The sequence below is a fragment of the Streptomyces sp. NPDC002793 genome (assembly GCF_040295485.1).
Classification (GTDB): Bacteria; Actinomycetota; Actinomycetes; order Streptomycetales; family Streptomycetaceae; genus Streptomyces.
Genome location: NZ_JBEOVL010000014.1, coordinates 123,467 through 143,833 on the forward strand (window position 1 = coordinate 123,467; position 20,367 = coordinate 143,833).

Consider the following 20,367-nt stretch of genomic DNA (forward strand, 5'->3'; position numbering starts at 1 on the left):
TTAGGGGGGAGGCCGGAACTACTGCGCGACCTGGGTGATCTCGTACGGGACCGGCTGCTGCGCAGCGTGCGGGTGCTGGTCGCCCGCGTAGACCTTGAGCTTCGAGATCATCTGGCGCCCCAGGGTGTTCTTGGGGATCATGCCCTTGATGGCCTTCTCGACGGCCTTCTCGGGGTTCTTCGAGAGGAGCTCGTCGTAACGCACGGAGCGGAGACCGCCCGGGAAGCCGGAGTGGCGGTACGCCATCTTCTGGGTCTTCTTGTTGCCGGAGAGGTGGACCTTCTCGGCGTTGATGATGATGACGAAGTCGCCCATGTCCATGTGGGGGGCGTAGATCGCCTTGTGCTTGCCGCGGAGGAGGTTCGCAGCCGTGGTGGCCAGACGGCCGAGGACGATGTCCTCAGCGTCGATGATGTGCCACTGGCGAGTGACATCGCCGGGCTTGGGGCTGTACGTACGCACTTCGTAGCCTTCGCTTCTTCAGTGGATGAGGTCCAGACACATGGCACCCCTGAAGCGATCATGCAGCTGGGGCTCACAGTGCCGGGAACACTGCCCGTATGCGAGCCACTGGTAACTGCTCCAGAGAACCTACGCAAGGGCTCTTCGTGTGTGAACGACGAAGCCCATACGTATAACAACGACCGACACTACCCGCCCCGCCCCGGACGGGTCAAAACGCGCCGTCCCTACCGCGCCCGCTCGACCCTTCGCTCGTCCCAGACCGGCTCCGTGGACTCCCGCACCACCCCGTCCGAGCCGAAGACCAGGTAACGGTCGAAGGACTTCGCGAACCAGCGGTCGTGCGTGACGGCCATGACCGTCCCGTCGTACACCTCCAGCCCGTCCTGCAGGGCCTCCGCCGACTCCAGGTCCAGGTTGTCCGTCGGCTCGTCCAGCAGCAGCGCGGTCGTGCCGGCCAGCTCCAGGAGCAGGATCTGGAAGCGGGCCTGCTGCCCGCCGGACAGCCTCTCGAAGGCCTGGTCACCCTGGCGCTCCAGCTCGTAGCGGCGCAGCACCGACATCGCTCCGCCACGGTCCTTGGCGTGCTCCGTCCACAGGATCTCGACGAGGGTCTTGCCGAGCAGCTCGGGATGAGCGTGCGTCTGCGCGAAGTGGCCGGGCACCACCCGTGCCCCGAGCTTCCACTCGCCGGTGTGCGCCACCGGCTCCCCCGCCAGCAGCCGCAGGAAGTGCGACTTCCCCGACCCGTTGGAGCCGAGCACGGCGACCCGCTCCCCGTAGTAGATCTCCAGGTCGAACGGCTTCATCAGACCCGTCAGCTCCAGGTTGACGCAGGTCACCGCCCGCACCCCGGTCCGCCCGCCTCGCAGCCGCATCCTGATGTCCTGCTCGCGGGGCGGCTCGGGCGGCGGTCCGGCATCCTCGAACTTCTTGAAGCGGGTCTGCATCGCGTGGTAGCGGTTCGCCATGTCGGGGCTGTTCGCCGCCTGCTGCCGCATCCGCAGGACCAGCGCCTTCAGCCGGGCGTGCTCCTCCTCCCAGCGCCGCAGGAGCTCCTCGAAGCGCGCGAACCGCTCCTTGCGGGCCGCGTGGAAGGTACCGAAGCCGCCACCGTGCACCCACACGTCGGAACCCGCCGGGCTGGGCTCCACACTCACGATCTTCTCGGCGGCCCGCGAGAGCAGCTCCCGGTCGTGGGAGACGAAGAGCACCGTCTTACGGGTCTCCTTGAGCCTCTCCTCAAGCCACCGCTTTCCGGGAACGTCCAGATAGTTGTCCGGCTCGTCGAGCAGCAGCACCTCGTCCGGGCCCCTCAGCAGCGCCTCCAGGACCAGCCGCTTCTGCTCGCCCCCGCTGAGCGTCCGCACCTCACGCCACTGCGCCTTCTCGTACGGGACGCCGAGCGCGGCCGTCGTGCACATGTCCCACAGCGTCTCCGCCTCGTAGCCGCGCGCCTCGGCCCAGTCGCTCAGCGCCTGCGCGTACGCCATCTGCGCGGCCTCGTCGTCCACGGTGAGGATGCGCTCCTCCGCCGCGTCGACGGCCGCCGCCGCCTCCCTGATCCGGGGCTGGGCCACGGAGACCAGCAGGTCACGAACGGTGCGCTCGTCCCGCACGGAGCCCACGAACTGGGCCATCACGCCGAGCCCGCCGCTCACCGAGACCGAACCGCCGTGCGGCTGGAGCTCCCCGGCGAGCAGCCTCAGGAGGGTCGTCTTGCCCGCCCCGTTCGCGCCGACGAGGGCGACGACCGCACCGTCGGCCACCCGGAACGAGGCGTCGCCGAGCAGCACCCGCCCGTCCGGTAGGTAGTACTCCAGGTGGCCTGCTTCAAGATGTCCCATGACAGCATTGTCACGGCCCGTCGACCCCTGGCCCAACCGGTTTCTCCAGGCTCTAGGATTCGCCGCATGAGCTTTGGGCAAGGGGGGCCCTCCTGGGGGCCGGGAGACAGCGGGACTCCGGACTGGGCGGCGCTGGCGGAGGCGTCCGCCGCACGCGGCAGGCGCAGGAAGTGGCTGATGTTCGGCGGTGGGGCGCTGGCCACCGCGGTCGTGGCCGCGATCGTGGCCACCGCCGTCATCACGACCGACGGCGGCGGCGCCTCCGGGTCGGACAAGAACGCGAGCGAGCTGCCGGCCCCCACCGACCTGCCCTCGGAGAGCTCGGCGCCGGACCCCTCCTTCTCCTCGGTGGCACCACCGCCCCCGCCGGACCCGAAGGACTACATCGCCGACGAGAAGAAGGACAAGGCCCCGGTCACCGTCGACGCCTTCTTCCCCGGCAGGAAACTGACCATGGGCGACCGTGTCTACGCCAAGGGCGCCACCGCCCGTACGGCGAGCTGCGCCGCGACGACCCAGGGCGCCCTCGGCCCGATCCTCGACAGCAACGGCTGCGACCAGGTCATCCGCGCGACGTACAGCAAGGACGGCATCGCGGTCACCATCGGGCTCGCCGTCTTCGGCACCGAGGCGGAGGCCAAGAAGGCGGCCGAGGAGGCATCGGGCGGGATGGCGTCCCTCAGCGGTTCGGGAGTCCCCACCTTCTGCCGCGGCGGATCCGTCTGCCGGCGCACCGCCAACTCCTACGGCCGGTTCGCCTACTTCACGGTCGGCGGCTACACCAGCGGGAAGAACGTCACCACCACGGCCAAGGACGTGTACGCGGTCGGTGACGACCTGACCGACTTCACCTTCCGCCAGATCCGTCACCGCGGTGAGCTCCAGGCCTCGGCCGCAGCAGGAGCCCCCGCCGTCTGACCGTCCGTACGTCCCCCCACGCACCAGCCCCGTCCCTCCCCTCGACCGAGGACCCGTCGCCGTGCGTCTGACCACCCTCTTCACACTCCCGCGCGTCCTGCGCCACAGCGAGGCGATAGGCGCCGACCTCCCGCCGGACGAGGCCGTGGTCCTCGACGCCCCCGACCCGTCGTTGCGGGTGGCCCTCGCCGCCGCGGCGGCGGGTGACCACGGCCCGGCCGCCGAACTGCTCGCCGCCACCCGTGAGCACGCCCAGTGGGAGCGCAGGGACACCTGCGTCTCCCGCCTCGCACGCGCCTCGCTGCACCACCCCGGCTGGCTGGACAGCTGGCTGGAGGAGTCCCCGGAGAACCCCGACGCCGTGCTGGTCAAGGCCGACCAGTACATCTACGAGGCCTGGCAGATACGGACCGCGGCCCGGGCCAAGCACGTCGAGGCCGACCAGTTCCGGGCGTTCCACGCGGTGCTGCGCGACGCCGTGCCGGTGGTGTCCGCCGCCGCCGAGCTCAACCCTGACGACCCGGTCCCCTGGCGCATCGCGCTGACCCAGGCCCGGGGCATCCAGGCACCGCGCGACGTGTTCGACACGTACCTGGCCGAGGCGAACGCCCGCGACCCGCACCACGAGGGCTGCCACGTCCAGGCCCTCCAGTACCTCTGTGCCAAGTGGTACGGCTCGCACGAGGAGATGTTCGCCTTCGCCGAGCGCGCGGCGGACCAGGCGCCCCCCGGCTCACGCCTCCACGCACTGCCGCTCCAGGCGGTCGTGGAGTACCTGATCACTGACGAGGAGGGGCCCGACCCCGACCCGTACACCCCACGCGTCGAAGCGGCGGTGACCCGCGCGCAGGCCCTGTCGGAGAGCTACGCCCCGGGCGACCGGGAGGCCGCCGGCTTCCGCAACCACCTCGCCCTGGTCCTCTGGTCCATGAACCGCTACGAGGAGGCCCTCACGGCCTTCCGCAGCATCGGGGTGCACGCCACCACCTTCCCGTGGACCTACTTCGGCGACGCCCGCGCGGAGTTCCTGGAGGCCCGCTCCGACACCCGTGTCGAGCTGGCGATGAGGGTCCCCTTCTTCCACCGGCCCCCCGAGCCCCCGGCCGACGGCGCGGCCGGCTGGGAGCGCGAGCTGGCACCCCGGTCCGTCGCCATCGCCTCCACCGGCCCCACCGAGGTCGCCCACGCCGCCCTCATCTGCGGTCACAGCCTGCGGACAGCCCCGGCCGGCAGCCACCACACGTACGTCGAGATCATCCCGGACCCGGTACGCGGCACCCGCGCTGCCCTGCTCACCGAGGACCCCCTCACCTCGGCGGCCGACAACTTCACCACGGCCGAGGAGTGGCCCGCCCTGGTCCTGCACCGCACACCGGAGCGCAGCAGCTTCACCCTCCTGCACCGGGGCAAGCAGGTGGCGGACCACACCTGGGAGACCGCCGCCCCGGCGGCCGACCACGCCGAGGCGACCGCGACGGCCGCCGCGCTCGCCCGCGTCTACGGACTGACAGACCCGCGTCCCGTGGCCCACATCCTGCGGGCCGCCGGCGACCCCGCCCGCCACCAGGGCGAGCTCGTCGCCGCTCTGGGCCTCCCGCCGCTGCCCGCGGGATACGGCGGCGAGCAGGAGATCCTCGCGGGGCTCCCCGGTGCGCGGGTCCTGGCCCGCCGGGGGTTCCTCGCGGGCATGAGGGACACCATGACGACGAAGGACGGAGTCCACCCCGAGACCCCTCCCCCGGCCGAGCCCCACCCCGCCGGCTGGTGGGTCCTGAGCACACTGGCCCTGCTGGTCTTCACCGCGGCGGCCGTCTACGCCTGGTGGACCCCGGACATCGGCTGGTTCCGCTCCACCGTGTCGAGCGCCATCGCCCTGTACTGCGCGCACAGATACGTCCGCGCCCTGCGCCGCAGGCCGGTCAGCAGCAGCCCGCCCCCGGCAGCGTCCTGACGTTCCGGGCCTCCACGGCCCTGGCCCCCAGCAACGCGTCCGCCGGATAGGCCACTTCCTCCAGCGTCAGCCCGTGCGGCCGCACCACGTGCACCCCGGGATCACGCACCTTCGCCGCCAGCACCTCCGCCGGCCACCCGGCCGGCCGGCGCCCGTCCCCGACGAACAGCGCCGCGCCGATCAGCGCCCGCACCATGTTGTGGCAGAACGCGTCCGCCTGCACGGTCGCCGCCAGCACACCGGACTCCGGGTCCCGCACCCAGTGGAACTTCTGCAGCGTCCGGATGGTCGTGGCGCCCTCACGCTTCTTGCAGTACGCGGCGAAGTCGTGCTCCCCCGTCATCAGGGCTGCCGCCGCGTTCATCGCGTCCAGGTCCAACGGCCGGTCGTGCCACAGCACATGCCCCCGGGTCAGCGGGTCCACACCGCCCGGCCGGTCACCCACCCGGTACGTGTACCGCCGCCACAGGGCGGAGAACCGCGCGTTGAACCCGGCCGGGGCCTCGGCCGCCCGCCAGACGCGGATGTCCAGCGGCAGGCGCCCCGCCATCCGCCGCAGCAGCTTCTCCTCGTGCTCGGCCCACACCTCGGCCGGCAGGTCCACGTGCGCCACCTGCCCACGCGCGTGCACCCCCGCGTCGGTACGCCCGGCGACCGTCAGGTCGTACGTCACCGACGACCGCGTCACGGTGCGCAGGGCGTCCTCGATCTCGCCCTGCACGGTGCGCCTGCTGGTCTGCTTCGCCCAGCCGGAGAAATCCTTGCCGTCATAGGAAAGGTCCAGCCGTACCCGTACAAAGCCGGGCTCTGCCTCGTCACTCACCCGAAGATCCTCTCAGAACCGAACGGGCCCGCACCGCCCCGAAGGGTGATGCGGGCCCGTACCTGGGTCTCAGAACGCTCAGGCGTCCTTGGACTCCTCGGCGGCGGCGTCAGCCGGCTTGGCGTCCTCGACGGTCTCGGCCGGAGCCTCGTCCTTCTTGAGGGCGTCTTCCTTGACGGCGCGCTTCGTCGCTGCCTCGGCCTCACCGGTGGCGGCCTGCGCCACGGTCAGGGCCTCGACGAGCTCGATGACGGCCATCGGGGCGTTGTCGCCACGACGGTTGCCGATCTTGGTGATGCGGGTGTAACCACCGGGGCGGTTCTCGTACCGCGGGGCGATCTCGGTGAAGAGCGTGTGCACGATGCTCTTGTCCGTGATCGACTGCAGCACCAGGCGACGGTTGTGGATGTCGCCCTTCTTCGCCTTGGTGATGAAGCGCTCGGCGACCGGACGCAGGCGGCGGGCCTTGGCCTCGGTCGTGGTGATGCGGCCGTGCTCGAACAGCGACTTCGCGAGGTTGATGAGAAGAAGCTTCTCGTGCGCAGCGCTGCCGCCCAGACGGGCACCCTTGGCGGGCTGAGGCATGGTTTTTCTCCTTGTGTGCTGCACCGGCCGTATCAGGTACCGGTGTCAGTTCCCACGAGGCGGTCGCCCCGCGGAAGTCTCTGTCAGTACTGCTCGGTCTCCACGAAACCGGCGTCCGCGTCGTCGTCCGCGCCGAACGCGTCGGCGGCGGCCGTCGGGTCGAATCCGGGCGGGCTGTCCTTGAGCGCCAGGCCCATGCCGGCCAGCTTCGCCTTGACCTCGTCGATCGACTTGGCGCCGAAGTTGCGGATGTCGAGCAGGTCCGCCTCGGACCGGGCCACGAGCTCGCCCACCGAGTGGATGCCCTCGCGCTTGAGGCAGTTGTACGAACGGACCGTGAGCTCGAGCTCCTCGATCGGCAGCGCCAGATCGGCGGCGAGCGCGGCGTCCGTCGGGGACGGGCCCATGTCGATGCCCTCGGCGTCGATGTTGAGCTCGCGCGCCAGACCGAACAGCTCGACCAGGGTCTTACCGGCCGACGCCATGGCGTCACGGGGACGCATGGCCTGCTTGGTCTCGACGTCGACGATCAGCTTGTCGAAGTCGGTGCGCTGCTCGACACGGGTCGCCTCGACCTTGTACGTGACCTTGAGCACCGGCGAGTAGATGGAGTCGACCGGGATCCGGCCGATCTCCTGGCCCACCTGCTTGTTCTGGACGGCGGAGACGTAGCCGCGACCGCGCTCGACGGTCAGCTCCATCTCCAGCTTGCCCTTGCCGTTCAGCGTGGCCAGGACCAGGTCCGGGTTGTGGACCTCGACACCGGCCGGCGGGGCGATGTCAGCAGCGGTGACCAGGCCGGGGCCCTGCTTGCGCAGGTACATCACGACCGGCTCGTCGTGCTCCGAGGAGACGACCAGCTGCTTGATGTTGAGGATGAGGTCGGTCACGTCCTCCTTGACGCCCGGCACGGTGGTGAACTCGTGCAGGACACCGTCGATCCGGATGCTGGTGACAGCGGCACCGGGGATCGAGGAGAGGAGGGTACGACGCAGGGAGTTACCGAGGGTGTAACCGAAGCCCGGCTCCAGCGGCTCGATCACGAACCGGGAGCGGAACTCGTCGACGACCTCTTCGGTCAGCGACGGACGCTGAGCGATAAGCATGTTGCGATCCTTCAGTCGTGGGCACCCACTATTTGATGCCCGACAGATGAGACAAGGATACGGGCGGCACGCCCCCGAAGGGACATACCGCCCGCATCCAGCGCTACTGACGCACGACCGTCACCGGCCGTAGCGGATCAGACGCGGCGACGCTTCGGCGGACGGCAGCCGTTGTGCGGCGTCGGGGTGACGTCCTGGATCGAACCGACCTCGAGGCCCGTGGCCTGGAGGGAGCGGATCGCGGTCTCGCGGCCGGAGCCCGGACCCTTCACGAAGACGTCAACCTTGCGCATGCCGTGCTCCTGCGCGCGGCGGGCGGCCGACTCGGCGGCCATCTGCGCGGCGAAGGGGGTGGACTTGCGCGAGCCCTTGAAGCCGACGTGGCCGGCGGAGGCCCAGGAGATCACGTTGCCCGAGGGGTCCGTGATCGAGACGATGGTGTTGTTGAACGTGCTCTTGATGTGGGCGTGCCCGTGAGCGACGTTCTTCTTTTCCTTGCGACGCACCTTCTTGGCTGCGCCCTGACGACCCTTGGGGGGCATGTCTTGACTCCAGATGGAGAGGGGAGGTGATCGGTCCTACAGCGAAGACCGCTGGTTTCCGCGAAGATCCGGTGGCCCGGACATCCGCAGTACGTCCGCTGAGGACTACTTCTTGCCCGGCTTCTTCTTACCGGCGATGGCGCGACGCGGGCCCTTGCGGGTACGCGCGTTCGTGCTGGTGCGCTGACCGTGGACCGGCAGACCGCGACGGTGCCGGATGCCCTGGTAGCAGCCGATCTCGATCTTGCGGCGAATGTCGCCCTGGATCTCGCGGCGAAGGTCACCCTCGGTGCGGAGGTTGGCGTCCACGTACTCGCGGATCTTGACCAGGTCCTCTTCGGCCAGGTCACGAACGCGGGTGTTGGGGTTCACGCCGGTGGTGGCGAGGATCTCCTTGGACCGGGTACGCCCGATGCCGAAGACGTAGGTGAGGGCAACCTCCACGCGCTTTTCGCGCGGGATGTCAACACCTGAAACGCGTGCCATTCAATGGCTCCAGTTGTTATTTCGGGGGTCTTCCGCAGCACCACTCCCGAACGCCGACCCCGCCCGCATGGGCCGGAGTGGTACGTCCGGGTCCCCGGCCCCCGCCGGAGGTGTCGTCAGCCGAAGCTTGGACGGGTACTGCGTATGTACGTTTACGTGCGTCGCGCGAAGAGCTGCGAGATGCAGGTGGTCGTGCGTCAGCCCTGGCGCTGCTTGTGGCGCAGGTTGTCGCAGATGACCATGACCCGGCCGTGACGGCGGATCACCTTGCACTTGTCGCAGATCTTCTTGACGCTCGGCTTGACCTTCATGGGATGTCAGGTTCTCCGGGTCAGTGCCCACACCACGCCGAAACGGGATGGCGGCAAGATCTACTTGTACCGGTAGACGATCCGGCCACGCGTCAGGTCGTACGGAGACAGCTCCACCACGACCCGGTCATCCGGGAGGATACGGATGTAGTGCATCCGCATCTTGCCGCTGATGTGCGCGAGGACCTTGTGACCGTTCTGGAGCTCCACCCTGAACATCGCGTTCGGGAGGGACTCGATCACGGTGCCCTCAATTTCGATGGCACCTTGCTTCTTGGCCACGCTTCGCCTTTCGAATCGGCTACCTTGATCGACTACCGCACCGCCGCATGAAGACACACGGATGCACGAGAGCCGACGAGTCAGTCTACGTCAGCGGACTCCAAAAGACGAATCCGTCAAGTTTGCCCACTTCAACTGATCCTTAGACGCGGATCAGCCGGACAGTCCTGGTGAGCGTCAGGCATCGAGTTGCCCCCCGCCCTCAGGCGAGCGGGTCCGGCGCCGGCTCGACGCCGTACGGGGCGAGCCTCTCCCGACCGCAGTCCGGGGCGGTCAGGACCAGCGGCCCCTGCTCCGTGAGGGCGATCGAGTGCTCCCAGTGCGAGGACCAGGTGCCGTCGGTCGTGAGGACGGTCCACTCGTCGGAGAGGACCTTCGTCCGCGCCGTGCCCAGTGAGACCATCGGCTCGATCGCCAGGCAGACGCCCGGGACCAGCTTGATGCCCTTGCCGCGCTTGCGGGAGACGTAGTTCAGCAGGTGCGGGTCCATGTGCATCTCGGTGCCGATGCCGTGGCCGCCGTAGTCCTCGATGATCCCGTACTTACCGGTCGCCGGACGGGGCTGGCGGCGGATGTAGGACTCGATGGCCTTCGAGATGTCGACGAGCCGGTTGTTCACCTTCATCGCGGCGATACCGGCCCACATGGACTCCTCGGTCACCCGGGAGAGTTCGACGAGCTCCGGAGCGTGACCGGTGCCCACGAAGGCGGTGTACGCCGCGTCGCCGTGCCAGCCGTCGATGATCGCGCCGGCGTCGATCGAGATGATGTCGCCGTCCTTGAGGACGGTCTTCTCGTCCGGGATGCCATGCACCACGACGTCGTTGACCGAGGTGCAGATCGTCGCGGGGAACCCGCCGTAGCCCAGGAAGTTCGACTTCGCGCCGTGATCGGCGATGACCTTGCGTGCGACCTCGTCGAGGTCCTTCGTGGTGGAGCCGGGGACGGCCGCCTCGCGCGTCGCGGCGTGAATGGCAGCGACCACCAGGCCCGCCTCGCGCATCTTCGCGATCTGCTCGGGGGTCTTGATCTGCACCATCGCTGGGCGCCTTTCTGCATGCGGAGGGGGAACGCGGGCCGTACTCCACGATACGGCGAGAAAACAGTCGGCCGCGACGCCCGAAGGCGCCGCGGCCGGCTGCGGTGACAGGACGGAGGAGACTCAGCCCGCGTCGGGCTTGAGGGCCTCCATGGCCCGGTCGGTCACGTCGGTGACCTTGCCGAGCGCGGAGATCGTCACGACCAGGCCCTGGGACCGGTAGTAGTCGATGATCGGCTCCGTCTGCGTGTGGTAGACCTCGAGACGGGTACGGACCGTCTCCTCGGTGTCGTCGTCCCGCTGGTACAGCTCACCACCGCAGACGTCGCAGACGCCCTCGGCCTTCGGCGGGTTGTACGTCACGTGGAAGACGTGCGCGCTGTCGTTACGGCAGATGCGGCGGCCCGCGATCCGCTTGACCACCTCGTCCTCGGGGACCTCGAGGTCAAGAACCGCGTCGAGCTTGACGCCCTCACCGACGAGCATCTCGTCGAGCGCAGCGGCCTGCCCCACGTTGCGGGGGAAGCCGTCCAGAAGGAAACCGTTCTCGGCATCCGACTGCGCCATGCGGTCCTTGGCCATCGCGATGGTGACTTCGTCCGGCACCAGCTGTCCCGCGTCCATGTAGGCGCGGGCCTGCTTGCCAAGGTCCGTGCCCTGGCTGATGTTGGCGCGGAAGAGGTCGCCCGTGGAGATGTGCGGAATCGAAAGATTCTTGGCAAGGAACGCGGCCTGCGTTCCCTTGCCGGCACCGGGCGGCCCGACGAGGACGATTCGCATCAGCGGAGGAACCCTTCGTAATTGCGCTGCTGGAGCTGACTCTCGATCTGCTTCACGGTCTCCAGACCCACACCCACGATGATCAGGATGCTCGTCCCGCCGAACGGGAAGTTCTGGTTAGCACCGCCGAAGCCTGCCAACGCCATCGTCGGCACCAGAGCGATCAGACCCAGGTACAGCGAGCCCGGCCAAGTGATCCGGTTGAGCACGTAGCTCAGGTACTCGGCAGTAGGCCGACCTGCCCGGATACCCGGGATGAAGCCACCATACTTCTTCATGTTGTCCGCGACTTCCTCGGGGTTGAACGAGATCGCCACGTAGAAGAAGGCGAAGAACACGATCAACAGGAAGTACGTCGCGATGTAGTACGGGTGGTCGCCCTTGACGAAGTGGTCCTGAATCCAGGTCGCCCAGCCCGCGGTGGAGTTGGAGAACTGAACGATTAGAGCAGGAATGTAGAGCAGCGAAGAAGCGAAGATGACCGGAATCACACCGGCTTGGTTCACCTTCAGCGGGATGTAAGTGGACGTACCGCCGTACGACCGGCGTCCGATCATCCGCTTCGCGTACTGCACCGGCACCCGTCGCTGGGCCTGCTCGACGAAGACGACGAGGGCGACCATCACGAAGCCGATGAGGATGACCGTGATGAACTCGATCCAGCCGTCGGCCAGCTTGCCGCTCTCCTTGATGGCCCACAGCGCGCCGGGGAAGCTCGCGGCGATCGAGATGAACATCAGGATCGACATGCCGTTGCCGATGCCGCGGTCGGTGACGAGCTCACCGAGCCACATGACGGCGGCGGTGCCGGCCGTCATGGTGATCACCATGACGACGGTCGTGAAGATCGACTGGTTCGGGACGATCTGGTCGGCGACCGGGCAGCCGCTGAACAGCGCCCCGCTACGGGCGGTTGCCACCAGGCCGGTGCCCTGGAGGATGGCCAGCGCCACGGTCAGATAACGCGTGTACTGCGTGATCTTGGCCGTGCCCGACTGCCCCTCCTTCTTCAGGGCCTCGAGTCGGGGGATGACGACGGTCAGCAGCTGAAGAATGATGCTGGCCGTGATGTACGGCATGATTCCGAGCGCGAAGATCGTGATCTGCAGCAGTGCACCACCGCTGAACATGTTCACCAGACCGAAGAGGCTGTTGTTGCCCTTGCTTGCCTGATCAACACAAATCTGGACGTTCTCGTAGCTCACCCCCGGTACGGGAATGTGCGCACCGAGACGGTAGAGCACGATGATGCCGAGCGTGAAGAGCAGCTTCTTGCGCAGGTCGGGCGTCTTGAACGCCCGGGCGAACGCGGTGAGCACGGTGCCTCCTGCGACCCCCGCGCAAAAGCGTGAGGTGACGGTCTTGAGGATCGACGATTACGTAACAGCCAAAGGACCCCGGGCTCTTGCCCAGGACTTACCACAGCAACAGTGCACGCCACCTTACCGGCGTACATGCTCCCCTAGGAACGACCAACCGGGGATGCCCCAAATGAGAGGCATCCCCGGTCGGGTGTTCAGGCCACAGCCTTGTCCGAATTGTCTCAGACGAGTTCGGTGACGGTGCCGCCCGCGGCGGCGATCTTCTCCTTGGCGGAGCCGGAGACGGCGTCAACCGAAACCTGCAGCGCCACGGAGATCTCGCCCTGTCCGAGGACCTTGACGAGGTGGTTGTTGCGCACAGCGCCCTTGGCGACCAGATCGGCCACCGTGACCTCTCCACCCTCGGGGTAGAGCGTCGCGAGCTTGTCCAGGTTCACGACCTGGTACTCCGTGCGGAACGGGTTCTTGAAGCCCTTGAGCTTCGGGAGACGCATGTGGAGGGGCATCTGCCCGCCCTCGAAGCGCTCCGGAACCTGGTAACGAGCCTTCGTACCCTTGGTACCACGGCCTGCGGTCTTACCCTTGGACGCCTCACCACGACCCACACGGGTCTTGGCGGTCTTGGCGCCCGGGGCAGGCCGGAGGTTGTGGGCCTTCAGCGGGTTGTTCTCCGCCATATCAGTCAACCTCCTCAACCGTCACGAGGTGGCGGACGGTCTGAACCATTCCGCGGAACTCGGGGCGGTCCTCCTTGACAACCGAGTCGTTCAGGCGCTTGAGCCCGAGCGAACGCAGGGTGTCACGGTGGTTCTGCTTGCTGCCGATGAACGACTTCGTCTGCGTGATCTTGAGGCGAGCCATTACGCACCCGCTCCCGCACGAGCACGGAGCAGAGCCGCGGGGGCGACGTCCTCGAGGGGCAGACCACGGCGAGCCGCGATCTCCTCGGGACGCTGCAGGCCCTGGAGGGCCGCCACGGTCGCGTGCACGATGTTGATCGGGTTCGAAGAACCGAGCGACTTCGACAGGATGTCGTGAACGCCGGCGCACTCCAGAACGGCGCGCACCGGGCCACCCGCGATCACACCGGTACCGGGGGAAGCAGGCTTGAGCAGAACGACGCCCGCAGCCTTCTCGCCCTGGATCGGGTGAGGGATGGTGCCCTGGATACGCGGGACCTTGAAGAAGCTCTTCTTGGCTTCCTCGACGCCCTTGGCGATGGCCGCGGGAACTTCCTTGGCCTTGCCGTATCCGACACCGACGGTGCCGTCACCATCGCCCACCACGACCAGCGCGGTGAAGCTGAAGCGACGACCACCCTTCACTACCTTGGCGACGCGGTTGATCGCGACGACGCGCTCGACGTACGCGGTCTTCTCGGCGGCTGCGCCACCGTCACGGCCCTTCCGGTCCCGCCGCTCGCCGCCACCGGCACCGCTTCCGCGGCGCTGGGGTCCAGCCATTGGATTTACCTCTCTCTGTTACGTCCGCTGTGCGTTGGAACCGGGGCTTAGAACTTCAGCCCGGCTTCACGGGCGGCGTCAGCCAGAGCGGCAATCCGCCCGGCGTACTGGTTACCACCGCGGTCAAACACGACGGCCTCGACGCCTGCGGCCTTGGCACGCTCGGCGACCAGGGCGCCGACCTGCTTGGCCTGGGCGCTCTTGTCACCCTCCGCACCACGGATCGACGTGTCCAGGGTCGACGCCGACGCGAGCGTGTGGCCCGCGATGTCGTCGATGACCTGGGCGACGATGTGACGGTTGGAACGCGTCACAACCAGGCGCGGCCGCTCCGGCGAACCGGAGATGTGCTTGCGCACGCGGATGTGGCGGCGCTTGAGGGCGGCACGCTTGTACGCGTCGCCCTTGGCGATCTTTACACCGTATGCCATGGCTTACTTACCCGCCTTTCCGACCTTGCGGCGGATAACCTCGCCGGCGTACTTGACGCCCTTGGCCTTGTACGGGTCAGGCTTCCGCAGCTTGCGGATCTTCGCCGAGACCTCGCCGACCTTCTGCTTGTCGATGCCCTCGACACTGAACTTCGTGGGCGACTCGACCTTGAAGGTGATGCCCTCGGGGGCCTCGATGAGGATCGGGTGGCTGTAGCCCAGGGCGAACTCCAGGTTGGAGCCCTTCGCCTGGACGCGGTAACCGACACCGCTGATCTCGAGCGCCTTGCTGTATCCCGCGGTCACGCCGGTGATCATGTTCGCCACCAGCGTGCGGGACAGGCCGTGGAGGGCCTTGTTCTGACGCTCGTCGTTCGGACGGACGACGTTGAGCACGCCGTCAGCGTCCTTGGTGACCTCGATCGGCGCTGCGACGGTGTGCGAGAGGGAACCCTTGGGGCCCTTCACCGCGACCGTGCGGCCATCGATGGTGACGTCCACACCGGCGGGAACCTGGATGGGGAGCTTGCCGATTCGCGACATGAGCTTTTCCTCCGTTCCCGACTACCAGACGTAGGCGAGGACTTCCCCACCTACGCCCTTCTTGCTGGCCTGCTGGCCGGTCAGGAGACCGTGGGACGTGGAGATGATCGCCACGCCCAGGCCGCCGAGAACCTTCGGCAGATTGGTGGACTTTGCGTATACACGCAGACCCGGCTTCGAAATGCGCTTGATGCCGGCAATCGAACGCTCGCGGTTCGGCCCGAACTTCAGCTCGAGAACGAGGCTCTTGCCGACCTCGGCGTCCTCGACCTTCCAGCCGGTGATGAAGCCCTCCTGCTGGAGGATCTCCGCGATGTGCGACTTGATCTTGCTGTGCGGCATTGCGACATCGTCGTGATACGCCGAGTTCGCGTTGCGCAGACGCGTGAGCATGTCTGCGATGGGATCAGTCATGGTCATGAGTTGGCCTTCGGCCTCTCTCGCCGGGGTTTCCTGTATGCGCCATCCCTCTCCCCACTCAGTGGCGGGACGGGTGCGGTGCGGGGACCTACGGCGTAGTAAGTCGGTCAGGGCGGCAGGCGCCCAACCCTTCAAGCCTACGGCATGAAGAGCGGGGCTCCTGCCGACCGGATACTTACCGAGAGCTTTCTGGTTCTCCGACGCCCCTGAGGGCGAAGAAGAGTTACCAGGAGCTCTTGGTCACGCCCGGCAGCTCGCCACGGTGGGCCATCTCACGAAGGCACACGCGGCACAGGCCGAACTTGCGGTAGACGGAGTGGGGCCGGCCGCAGCGCTGGCAGCGGGTGTACCCGCGCACGCCGAACTTCGGCTTACGGGCGGCCTTAGCGATCAGAGCCTTCTTCGCCACGGTCAGTTCTCCTTGAACGGGAAGCCGAGGTGACGAAGCAGGGCACGACCCTCGTCGTCGTTGGTCGCCGTGGTGACCACGGTGATGTCCATGCCCCGGACCCGGTCGATCTTGTCCTGGTCGATCTCGTGGAACATGACCTGCTCCGTGAGACCGAAGGTGTAGTTGCCACGGCCGTCGAACTGCTTCGGCGACAGGCCACGGAAGTCACGGATACGCGGAAGCGCGAGCGACAGCGTACGGTCCAGGAACTCCCACATGCGGTCACCACGGAGGGTGACGTGGCAGCCGATCGGCTGCCCCTCGCGCAGCTTGAACTGCGCGATCGACTTGCGGGCCTTCGTGACGGCCGGCTTCTGGCCCGTGATCGTGGTGAGGTCCTTGACGGCCCCGTCGATCAGCTTGGAGTCGCGGGCGGCGTCGCCCACACCCATGTTGACCACGATCTTGACCAGACCGGGAACCTGCATGACGTTCTCGTAAGAGAACTCCTCACGCAGCTTGCCGGCGATTTCCTCGCGGTAGCGCGTCTTGAGACGCGGCGCAGTGGTGGTCGTCATCAGATGTCCTCACCGGTCCGCTTGGCAACGCGGATCTTCTTGCCCTCGTCGTCAAAGCGGTAGCCGACGCGGGTGACGACCTTGTTGCCGTCCTTCTCCACCACCAGCTGTACGTTGCTGACGTGGATCGGGGCCTCGGTGGTGACAATGCCACCCGTCTGCGAACCGCGAGCCGTCTGACCGGCCTTGGTGTGCTTCTTGACCCGGTTGACACCCTCGACGAGGACGCGGTCCTGAGCGGGGAAGGCAACGATGACCTTGCCCTGCTTGCCCTTGTCCTTACCGGTGATGACCTGAACCAGGTCGCCCTTCTTGATCTTCATGCTTACAGCACCTCCGGCGCGAGCGAGATGATCTTCATGAACTTCTTCTCGCGCAGCTCACGGCCCACCGGGCCGAAGATACGGGTGCCGCGGGGGTCGCCGTCGTTCTTGAGAATGACAGCGGCGTTCTCGTCGAAGCGGATGTACGAGCCATCCGGGCGACGGCGCTCCTTGACGGTGCGAACGATGACGGCCTTGACGACGTCACCCTTCTTCACGTTGCCACCGGGGATCGCGTCCTTGACGGTGGCGACGATGACGTCACCGATGCCCGCGTAGCGGCGACCCGAGCCACCGAGAACACGGATGGTGAGAATTTCCTTCGCACCCGTGTTGTCGGCGACGCGCAGTCGCGACTCCTGCTGGATCACGTCTATCTCCTGATCGTCTGCCGGTTCCCGGCGGGGGCGCCGATGAAGGTGCCCCCGCCGAGCCTGGCGGAACTTGCCTGCGGGGAATGCCCCTCAGGAATTACTTGGCCTTCTCGAGGATCTCGACGATGCGCCAGCGCTTCGTCGCGGACAGCGGACGCGTCTCCATGATGATGACGCGGTCGCCGACGCCTGCGGCGTTCTGCTCGTCGTGGGCCTTGAGCTTGTTCGTACGGCGGATGACCTTGCCGTACAGCGCGTGCTTGACGCGGTCCTCGACAGCGACGACGACGGTCTTGTCCATCTTGTCGCTGACGACCAGACCCTCACGGGTCTTGCGGAAACCGCGGTCAGTGTTCGTCTCAGTCACAGTCTTCTCGCTCATCAGACGCTCTCCACCGTCTCGATGCCCAGCTCGCGCTCGCGCATCAGGGTGTAGATCCGGGCGATGTCCTTACGGACGGACTTGAGCCGACCGTGGTTCTCGAGCTGTCCGGTCGCCGCCTGGAAGCGGAGGTTGAACAGCTCTTCCTTGGCCTCGCGGAGCTTGTCGAGAAGCTCCTCGCCGCCCAGCTCGCGCAGCTCGGACGCCTTGGTACCGGCCGACATCACGACTCACCTGCCTCGCGCCGAACGATCCGGCACTTCATCGGAAGCTTGTGAGCAGCGCGGGTGAGCGCCTCACGAGCAATCTTCTCGTTCGGGTAGGACAGCTCGAACATCACCCGACCGGGCTTGACGTTCGCGATCCACCACTCGGGAGAACCCTTACCGGAACCCATGCGGGTCTCGGCAGGCTTCTTCGTCAGGGGGCGGTCCGGGTAGATGTTGATCCAGACCTTGCCGCCACGCTTGATGTGGCGGGTCATCGCGATACGAGCTGCCTCGATCTGGCGGTTCGTCACGTACGCCGGGGACAGCGCCTGGATGCCGTACTCGCCGAACGCAACCTGCGTGCCACCCTTGGACATACCGCTGCGCTTCGGGTGGTGCTGCTTGCGGTGCTTGACCCTACGGGGGATCAGCATTTCGGTCAGGCCTCCGTTCCGGTGCTCTCAGCCGGAGCAGCGGCGGCGGGAGCGTCGGCCTTGGGGGCCTCCGCTGCCGGCGCGGACTGCTGCGGCTTGCGGCCGCGACCGCCGCGCTCGCCACCACGGCCACCACGGCCGGCCGGGCGGTCAGCGCCGCCACGAGCCGGTCGGTTGCCGGCGCGAGCCGCTGCGTTCTCGGCGCGGACCTCGGCGATGTTCTTGACGTCGCCCTTGTAGATCCAGACCTTCACGCCGATGCGGCCGAAGGTCGTCTTGGCCTCGAAGAAGCCGTAGTCGACGTTCGCACGGAGCGTGTGCAGGGGCACGCGGCCCTCGCGGTAGAACTCCGAGCGGGACATCTCGGCGCCGCCGAGGCGGCCACCGCACTGGATCTTGATGCCCTTTGCGCCCGCCTTCATCGTGCTCTGCATGCTCTTACGCATGGCACGACGGAAGGAGACACGGGAGGAGAGCTGCTCGGCGACGGCCTGAGCCACCAGCTGAGCGTCCACCTCGGGGTTCTTGACCTCGAGGATGTTCAGCTGGACCTGCTTGCCGGTCAGCTTCTCCAGCTCGCCACGGATGCGGTCGGCCTCGGCGCCACGGCGACCGATGACGATGCCCGGGCGGGCGGTGTGGATGTCAACGCGGACGCGGTCGCGGGTGCGCTCGATCTCTACCTTCGAGATGCCGGCCCGCTCCATGCCCTTCGTCATCATGCGACGAATGGCGACGTCTTCCTTGACGTAGTCCTTGTACAGCTTGTCGGCGTACCAACGGGACTTGAAGTCCGTGGTAATGCCGAGCCGGAACCCGTGCGGGTTTACCTTCTGGCCCATTACCGGGTTCCTTCCTTGCTGCTGACGACCACGGTGATGTGGCTGGTCCGCTTACGGATCCGGTAGGCACGGCCCTGAGCACGCGGACGGAACCGCTTCAGGGTCGGGCCCTCGTCCACGTACGCCTCGCTGATGACCAGCGAAGAGGCGTCAGGGTGGTCGTAGTTGTGTGCAGCGTTGGCGATGGCGCTGTCAAGCACCTTGCCAACCGGCACGCTCGCGGCCTGCGGGGCGAAACGCAGGACCGCCTGAGCCTCCGTGGCATCCATGCCACGGATGAGGTCCACCACTCGGCGGGCCTTCATGGGCGTGACGCGGATGTACCGCGCCTGGGCCCTGGCTTCCATGGTTGTCCCTTCGGTGTGAGTCATAGTCGTTTCCACCCCGCGCTAGCGGCGCTTCGACTTCCGGTCGTCCTTGACGTGGCCGCGGAAGGTGCGAGTCGGCGAGAACTCGCCGAGCTTGTGGCCGACCATCGACTCGGTGACGAACACCGGGACGTGGATCTTGCCGTTGTGCACCGCGATGGTGTGACCCAGCATGGCCGGGATGATCATCGAGCGACGGGACCAGGTCTTGATGACGTTCTTGGTGCCAGCTTCGTTCTGGACGTCCACCTTCTTGACGAGGTGGCCGTCGACGAAGGGCCCCTTCTTGAGACTGCGCGGCATCTAAACCCGCTCCTAGCGCTTCTTGTTCGTCTTGCGGCGGCGGACGATGTACTTGCTCGATGCCTTCTTCGGCGAGCGAGTACGACCCTCCTTCTGACCCCACGGCGAGACCGGGTGACGTCCACCGGAGGTCTTGCCTTCACCACCACCGTGCGGGTGGTCAACCGGGTTCATCGCGACACCGCGGACGGTCGGGCGGACGCCCTTCCAGCGCATGCGGCCGGCCTTGCCCCAGTTGATGTTCGACTGCTCGGCGTTGCCGACCTCACCGATCGTGGCGCGGCAGCGGGCGTCGACCAGCCGGATCTCTCCGGACGGCATACGAAGGTGGGCCATCGTGCCCTCCTTCGCCAGCAGCTGCACGGAGGCACCCGCGGAACGGGCGAACTTCGCGCCGCCGCCGGGCCGCAGCTCGATGGCGTGGATGGTCGTACCGACCGGGATGTTGCGCAGCGCCAGGTTGTTGCCCGGCTTGATGTCGGCGCCCGGACCGTTCTCGACGCGGTCACCCTGCGACAGACCACGGGGGGCGACGATGTAACGCTTCTCGCCGTCCGCGTAGTGCAGCAGCGCGATGCGCGCGGTGCGGTTCGGGTCGTACTCGATGTGCGCGACCTTGGCCGGCACGCCGTCCTTGTCGTGACGACGGAAGTCGATCACGCGGTAGGCGCGCTTGTGGCCACCACCCTGGTGGCGAACGGTCACACGACCGGCGTTGTTACGGCCGCCCTTGCTGTGCAGGGGGCGGACCAGCGACTTCTCCGGCGTGGACCGCGTGATCTCGACAAAGTCGGCGACGCTGGAGCCACGACGGCCCGGGGTCGTCGGCTTGTACTTGCGGATACCCATTTC

31 protein-coding genes are annotated in these 20,367 nt (G+C 67.3%); 2 read left to right on the forward strand and 29 right to left on the reverse strand.

Annotated features, from left to right (window positions below; genetic code table 11):
• Positions 1-18 precede the first annotated feature (18 nt).
• Together rplM and ABT001_RS16380 are read right to left on the reverse strand one after the other, a co-directional pair.
• Positions 19-462, reverse strand: coding sequence for a 50S ribosomal protein L13 (rplM, locus tag ABT001_RS16375; protein ID WP_014154573.1), 444 nt, complete (start codon positions 460-462; stop codon positions 19-21).
• A gap of 227 nt (positions 463-689) precedes the next feature.
• Complete coding sequence (locus ABT001_RS16380) at positions 690-2,309, reverse strand: ABC-F family ATP-binding cassette domain-containing protein (protein WP_351277458.1); 1,620 nt, start codon at positions 2,307-2,309, stop codon at positions 690-692.
• Positions 2,310-2,375: 66 nt separating this feature from the next.
• Here ABT001_RS16380 and ABT001_RS16385 point away from each other — a divergent pair, with 66 nt between their 5' ends.
• Together ABT001_RS16385 and ABT001_RS16390 are read left to right on the forward strand one after the other, a co-directional pair.
• A complete protein-coding gene (locus tag ABT001_RS16385; protein WP_351277460.1) occupies positions 2,376-3,227 on the forward strand; it encodes a hypothetical protein in 852 nt (283 codons plus the stop codon).
• 61 nt (positions 3,228-3,288) lie between these two features.
• The gene (locus tag ABT001_RS16390; RefSeq protein ID WP_351277463.1) at positions 3,289-5,178 is read left to right on the forward strand and encodes a hypothetical protein; all 1,890 of its coding nucleotides are present in this window, start codon (positions 3,289-3,291) and stop codon (positions 5,176-5,178) included.
• On the opposite strand, the gene truA is transcribed toward ABT001_RS16390, so the two are convergent.
• The 27 genes from truA to rplB form a co-directional block, all read right to left on the reverse strand.
• On the reverse strand, positions 5,147-6,001 hold the full coding sequence (truA, locus tag ABT001_RS16395; protein WP_351277465.1) for a tRNA pseudouridine(38-40) synthase TruA: 855 nt from the start codon (positions 5,999-6,001) through the stop codon (positions 5,147-5,149). The genes ABT001_RS16390 and truA overlap by 32 nt on opposite strands.
• 78 nt (positions 6,002-6,079) lie before the next feature.
• On the reverse strand, positions 6,080-6,586 hold the full coding sequence (gene rplQ / locus ABT001_RS16400) for a 50S ribosomal protein L17 (protein ID WP_205018356.1): 507 nt from the start codon (positions 6,584-6,586) through the stop codon (positions 6,080-6,082).
• Between the two features lie 83 nt (positions 6,587-6,669).
• Positions 6,670-7,692 carry a DNA-directed RNA polymerase subunit alpha gene (locus ABT001_RS16405; RefSeq protein WP_003966937.1) on the reverse strand — a complete coding sequence of 341 codons (1,023 nt, stop codon included), beginning with the start codon at positions 7,690-7,692 and terminating at the stop codon, positions 6,670-6,672.
• A 137-nt stretch (positions 7,693-7,829) separates the two neighbouring features.
• Positions 7,830-8,234, reverse strand: a complete 405-nt coding sequence (rpsK, locus tag ABT001_RS16410; protein WP_003956432.1) for a 30S ribosomal protein S11 — start codon at positions 8,232-8,234, stop codon at positions 7,830-7,832.
• Positions 8,235-8,339: 105 nt separating this feature from the next.
• Positions 8,340-8,720, reverse strand: coding sequence for a 30S ribosomal protein S13 (gene rpsM / locus ABT001_RS16415; RefSeq protein WP_014047799.1), 381 nt, complete (start codon positions 8,718-8,720; stop codon positions 8,340-8,342).
• Positions 8,721-8,917: 197 nt separating this feature from the next.
• On the reverse strand, positions 8,918-9,031 hold the full coding sequence (rpmJ, locus tag ABT001_RS16420) for a 50S ribosomal protein L36 (protein ID WP_003956441.1): 114 nt from the start codon (positions 9,029-9,031) through the stop codon (positions 8,918-8,920).
• Positions 9,032-9,091: 60 nt separating this feature from the next.
• Complete coding sequence (gene infA, locus ABT001_RS16425) at positions 9,092-9,313, reverse strand: translation initiation factor IF-1 (protein ID WP_014047798.1); 222 nt, start codon at positions 9,311-9,313, stop codon at positions 9,092-9,094.
• 202 nt (positions 9,314-9,515) lie between these two features.
• Entirely contained in the window at positions 9,516-10,352 is an 837-nt protein-coding gene (map, locus tag ABT001_RS16430) for a type I methionyl aminopeptidase (protein WP_351277468.1), read from the reverse strand.
• A 123-nt stretch (positions 10,353-10,475) separates the two neighbouring features.
• Complete coding sequence (locus ABT001_RS16435) at positions 10,476-11,132, reverse strand: adenylate kinase (RefSeq protein WP_351277470.1); 657 nt, start codon at positions 11,130-11,132, stop codon at positions 10,476-10,478.
• A complete protein-coding gene (secY, locus tag ABT001_RS16440; RefSeq protein ID WP_351277472.1) occupies positions 11,132-12,451 on the reverse strand; it encodes a preprotein translocase subunit SecY in 1,320 nt (439 codons plus the stop codon). Before secY ends, ABT001_RS16435 begins: the two co-directional genes overlap by 1 nt.
• Positions 12,452-12,675: 224 nt before the next feature.
• The gene (gene rplO, locus ABT001_RS16445) at positions 12,676-13,131 is read right to left on the reverse strand and encodes a 50S ribosomal protein L15 (RefSeq protein ID WP_351277474.1); all 456 of its coding nucleotides are present in this window, start codon (positions 13,129-13,131) and stop codon (positions 12,676-12,678) included.
• Between the two features lies 1 nt (position 13,132).
• Positions 13,133-13,315 (reverse strand): 50S ribosomal protein L30, encoded by a 183-nt coding sequence (gene rpmD, locus ABT001_RS16450; RefSeq protein WP_351277476.1) that lies wholly within the window; start codon positions 13,313-13,315, stop codon positions 13,133-13,135.
• On the reverse strand, positions 13,315-13,917 hold the full coding sequence (gene rpsE / locus ABT001_RS16455) for a 30S ribosomal protein S5 (protein WP_014047793.1): 603 nt from the start codon (positions 13,915-13,917) through the stop codon (positions 13,315-13,317). The genes rpmD and rpsE overlap by 1 nt, the downstream gene beginning before the upstream one ends.
• Before the next feature lie 47 nt (positions 13,918-13,964).
• Positions 13,965-14,348, reverse strand: a complete 384-nt coding sequence (gene rplR, locus ABT001_RS16460) for a 50S ribosomal protein L18 (protein WP_033297607.1) — start codon at positions 14,346-14,348, stop codon at positions 13,965-13,967.
• Positions 14,349-14,351: 3 nt separating this feature from the next.
• Entirely contained in the window at positions 14,352-14,891 is a 540-nt protein-coding gene (rplF, locus tag ABT001_RS16465) for a 50S ribosomal protein L6 (RefSeq protein WP_351277479.1), read from the reverse strand.
• A 21-nt stretch (positions 14,892-14,912) separates the two neighbouring features.
• Positions 14,913-15,311 (reverse strand): 30S ribosomal protein S8, encoded by a 399-nt coding sequence (gene rpsH / locus ABT001_RS16470; protein WP_014154584.1) that lies wholly within the window; start codon positions 15,309-15,311, stop codon positions 14,913-14,915.
• 223 nt (positions 15,312-15,534) lie between these two features.
• The gene (locus ABT001_RS16475) at positions 15,535-15,720 is read right to left on the reverse strand and encodes a type Z 30S ribosomal protein S14 (RefSeq protein WP_003948630.1); all 186 of its coding nucleotides are present in this window, start codon (positions 15,718-15,720) and stop codon (positions 15,535-15,537) included.
• Between the two features lie 2 nt (positions 15,721-15,722).
• Positions 15,723-16,280, reverse strand: coding sequence for a 50S ribosomal protein L5 (gene rplE, locus ABT001_RS16480; protein ID WP_073718383.1), 558 nt, complete (start codon positions 16,278-16,280; stop codon positions 15,723-15,725).
• The gene (gene rplX, locus ABT001_RS16485) at positions 16,280-16,603 is read right to left on the reverse strand and encodes a 50S ribosomal protein L24 (RefSeq protein ID WP_014047788.1); all 324 of its coding nucleotides are present in this window, start codon (positions 16,601-16,603) and stop codon (positions 16,280-16,282) included. Before rplX ends, rplE begins: the two co-directional genes overlap by 1 nt.
• 2 nt (positions 16,604-16,605) lie before the next feature.
• Positions 16,606-16,974 (reverse strand): 50S ribosomal protein L14, encoded by a 369-nt coding sequence (rplN, locus tag ABT001_RS16490; RefSeq protein WP_003974257.1) that lies wholly within the window; start codon positions 16,972-16,974, stop codon positions 16,606-16,608.
• Between the two features lie 100 nt (positions 16,975-17,074).
• Complete coding sequence (rpsQ, locus tag ABT001_RS16495; protein WP_031096375.1) at positions 17,075-17,359, reverse strand: 30S ribosomal protein S17; 285 nt, start codon at positions 17,357-17,359, stop codon at positions 17,075-17,077.
• A complete protein-coding gene (rpmC, locus tag ABT001_RS16500) occupies positions 17,359-17,583 on the reverse strand; it encodes a 50S ribosomal protein L29 (protein WP_073718386.1) in 225 nt (74 codons plus the stop codon). The genes rpsQ and rpmC overlap by 1 nt, the downstream gene beginning before the upstream one ends.
• A complete protein-coding gene (rplP, locus tag ABT001_RS16505) occupies positions 17,583-18,002 on the reverse strand; it encodes a 50S ribosomal protein L16 (RefSeq protein ID WP_014154587.1) in 420 nt (139 codons plus the stop codon). Before rplP ends, rpmC begins: the two co-directional genes overlap by 1 nt.
• 5 nt (positions 18,003-18,007) lie before the next feature.
• Complete coding sequence (gene rpsC, locus ABT001_RS16510; protein ID WP_014047784.1) at positions 18,008-18,844, reverse strand: 30S ribosomal protein S3; 837 nt, start codon at positions 18,842-18,844, stop codon at positions 18,008-18,010.
• Positions 18,844-19,191 (reverse strand): 50S ribosomal protein L22, encoded by a 348-nt coding sequence (rplV, locus tag ABT001_RS16515; RefSeq protein ID WP_026290933.1) that lies wholly within the window; start codon positions 19,189-19,191, stop codon positions 18,844-18,846. Before rplV ends, rpsC begins: the two co-directional genes overlap by 1 nt.
• 42 nt (positions 19,192-19,233) lie before the next feature.
• On the reverse strand, positions 19,234-19,515 hold the full coding sequence (gene rpsS / locus ABT001_RS16520) for a 30S ribosomal protein S19 (RefSeq protein WP_015610726.1): 282 nt from the start codon (positions 19,513-19,515) through the stop codon (positions 19,234-19,236).
• Between the two features lie 12 nt (positions 19,516-19,527).
• Entirely contained in the window at positions 19,528-20,364 is an 837-nt protein-coding gene (gene rplB, locus ABT001_RS16525; RefSeq protein WP_099173848.1) for a 50S ribosomal protein L2, read from the reverse strand.
• Between the last annotated feature and the right edge of the window lie 3 nt (positions 20,365-20,367).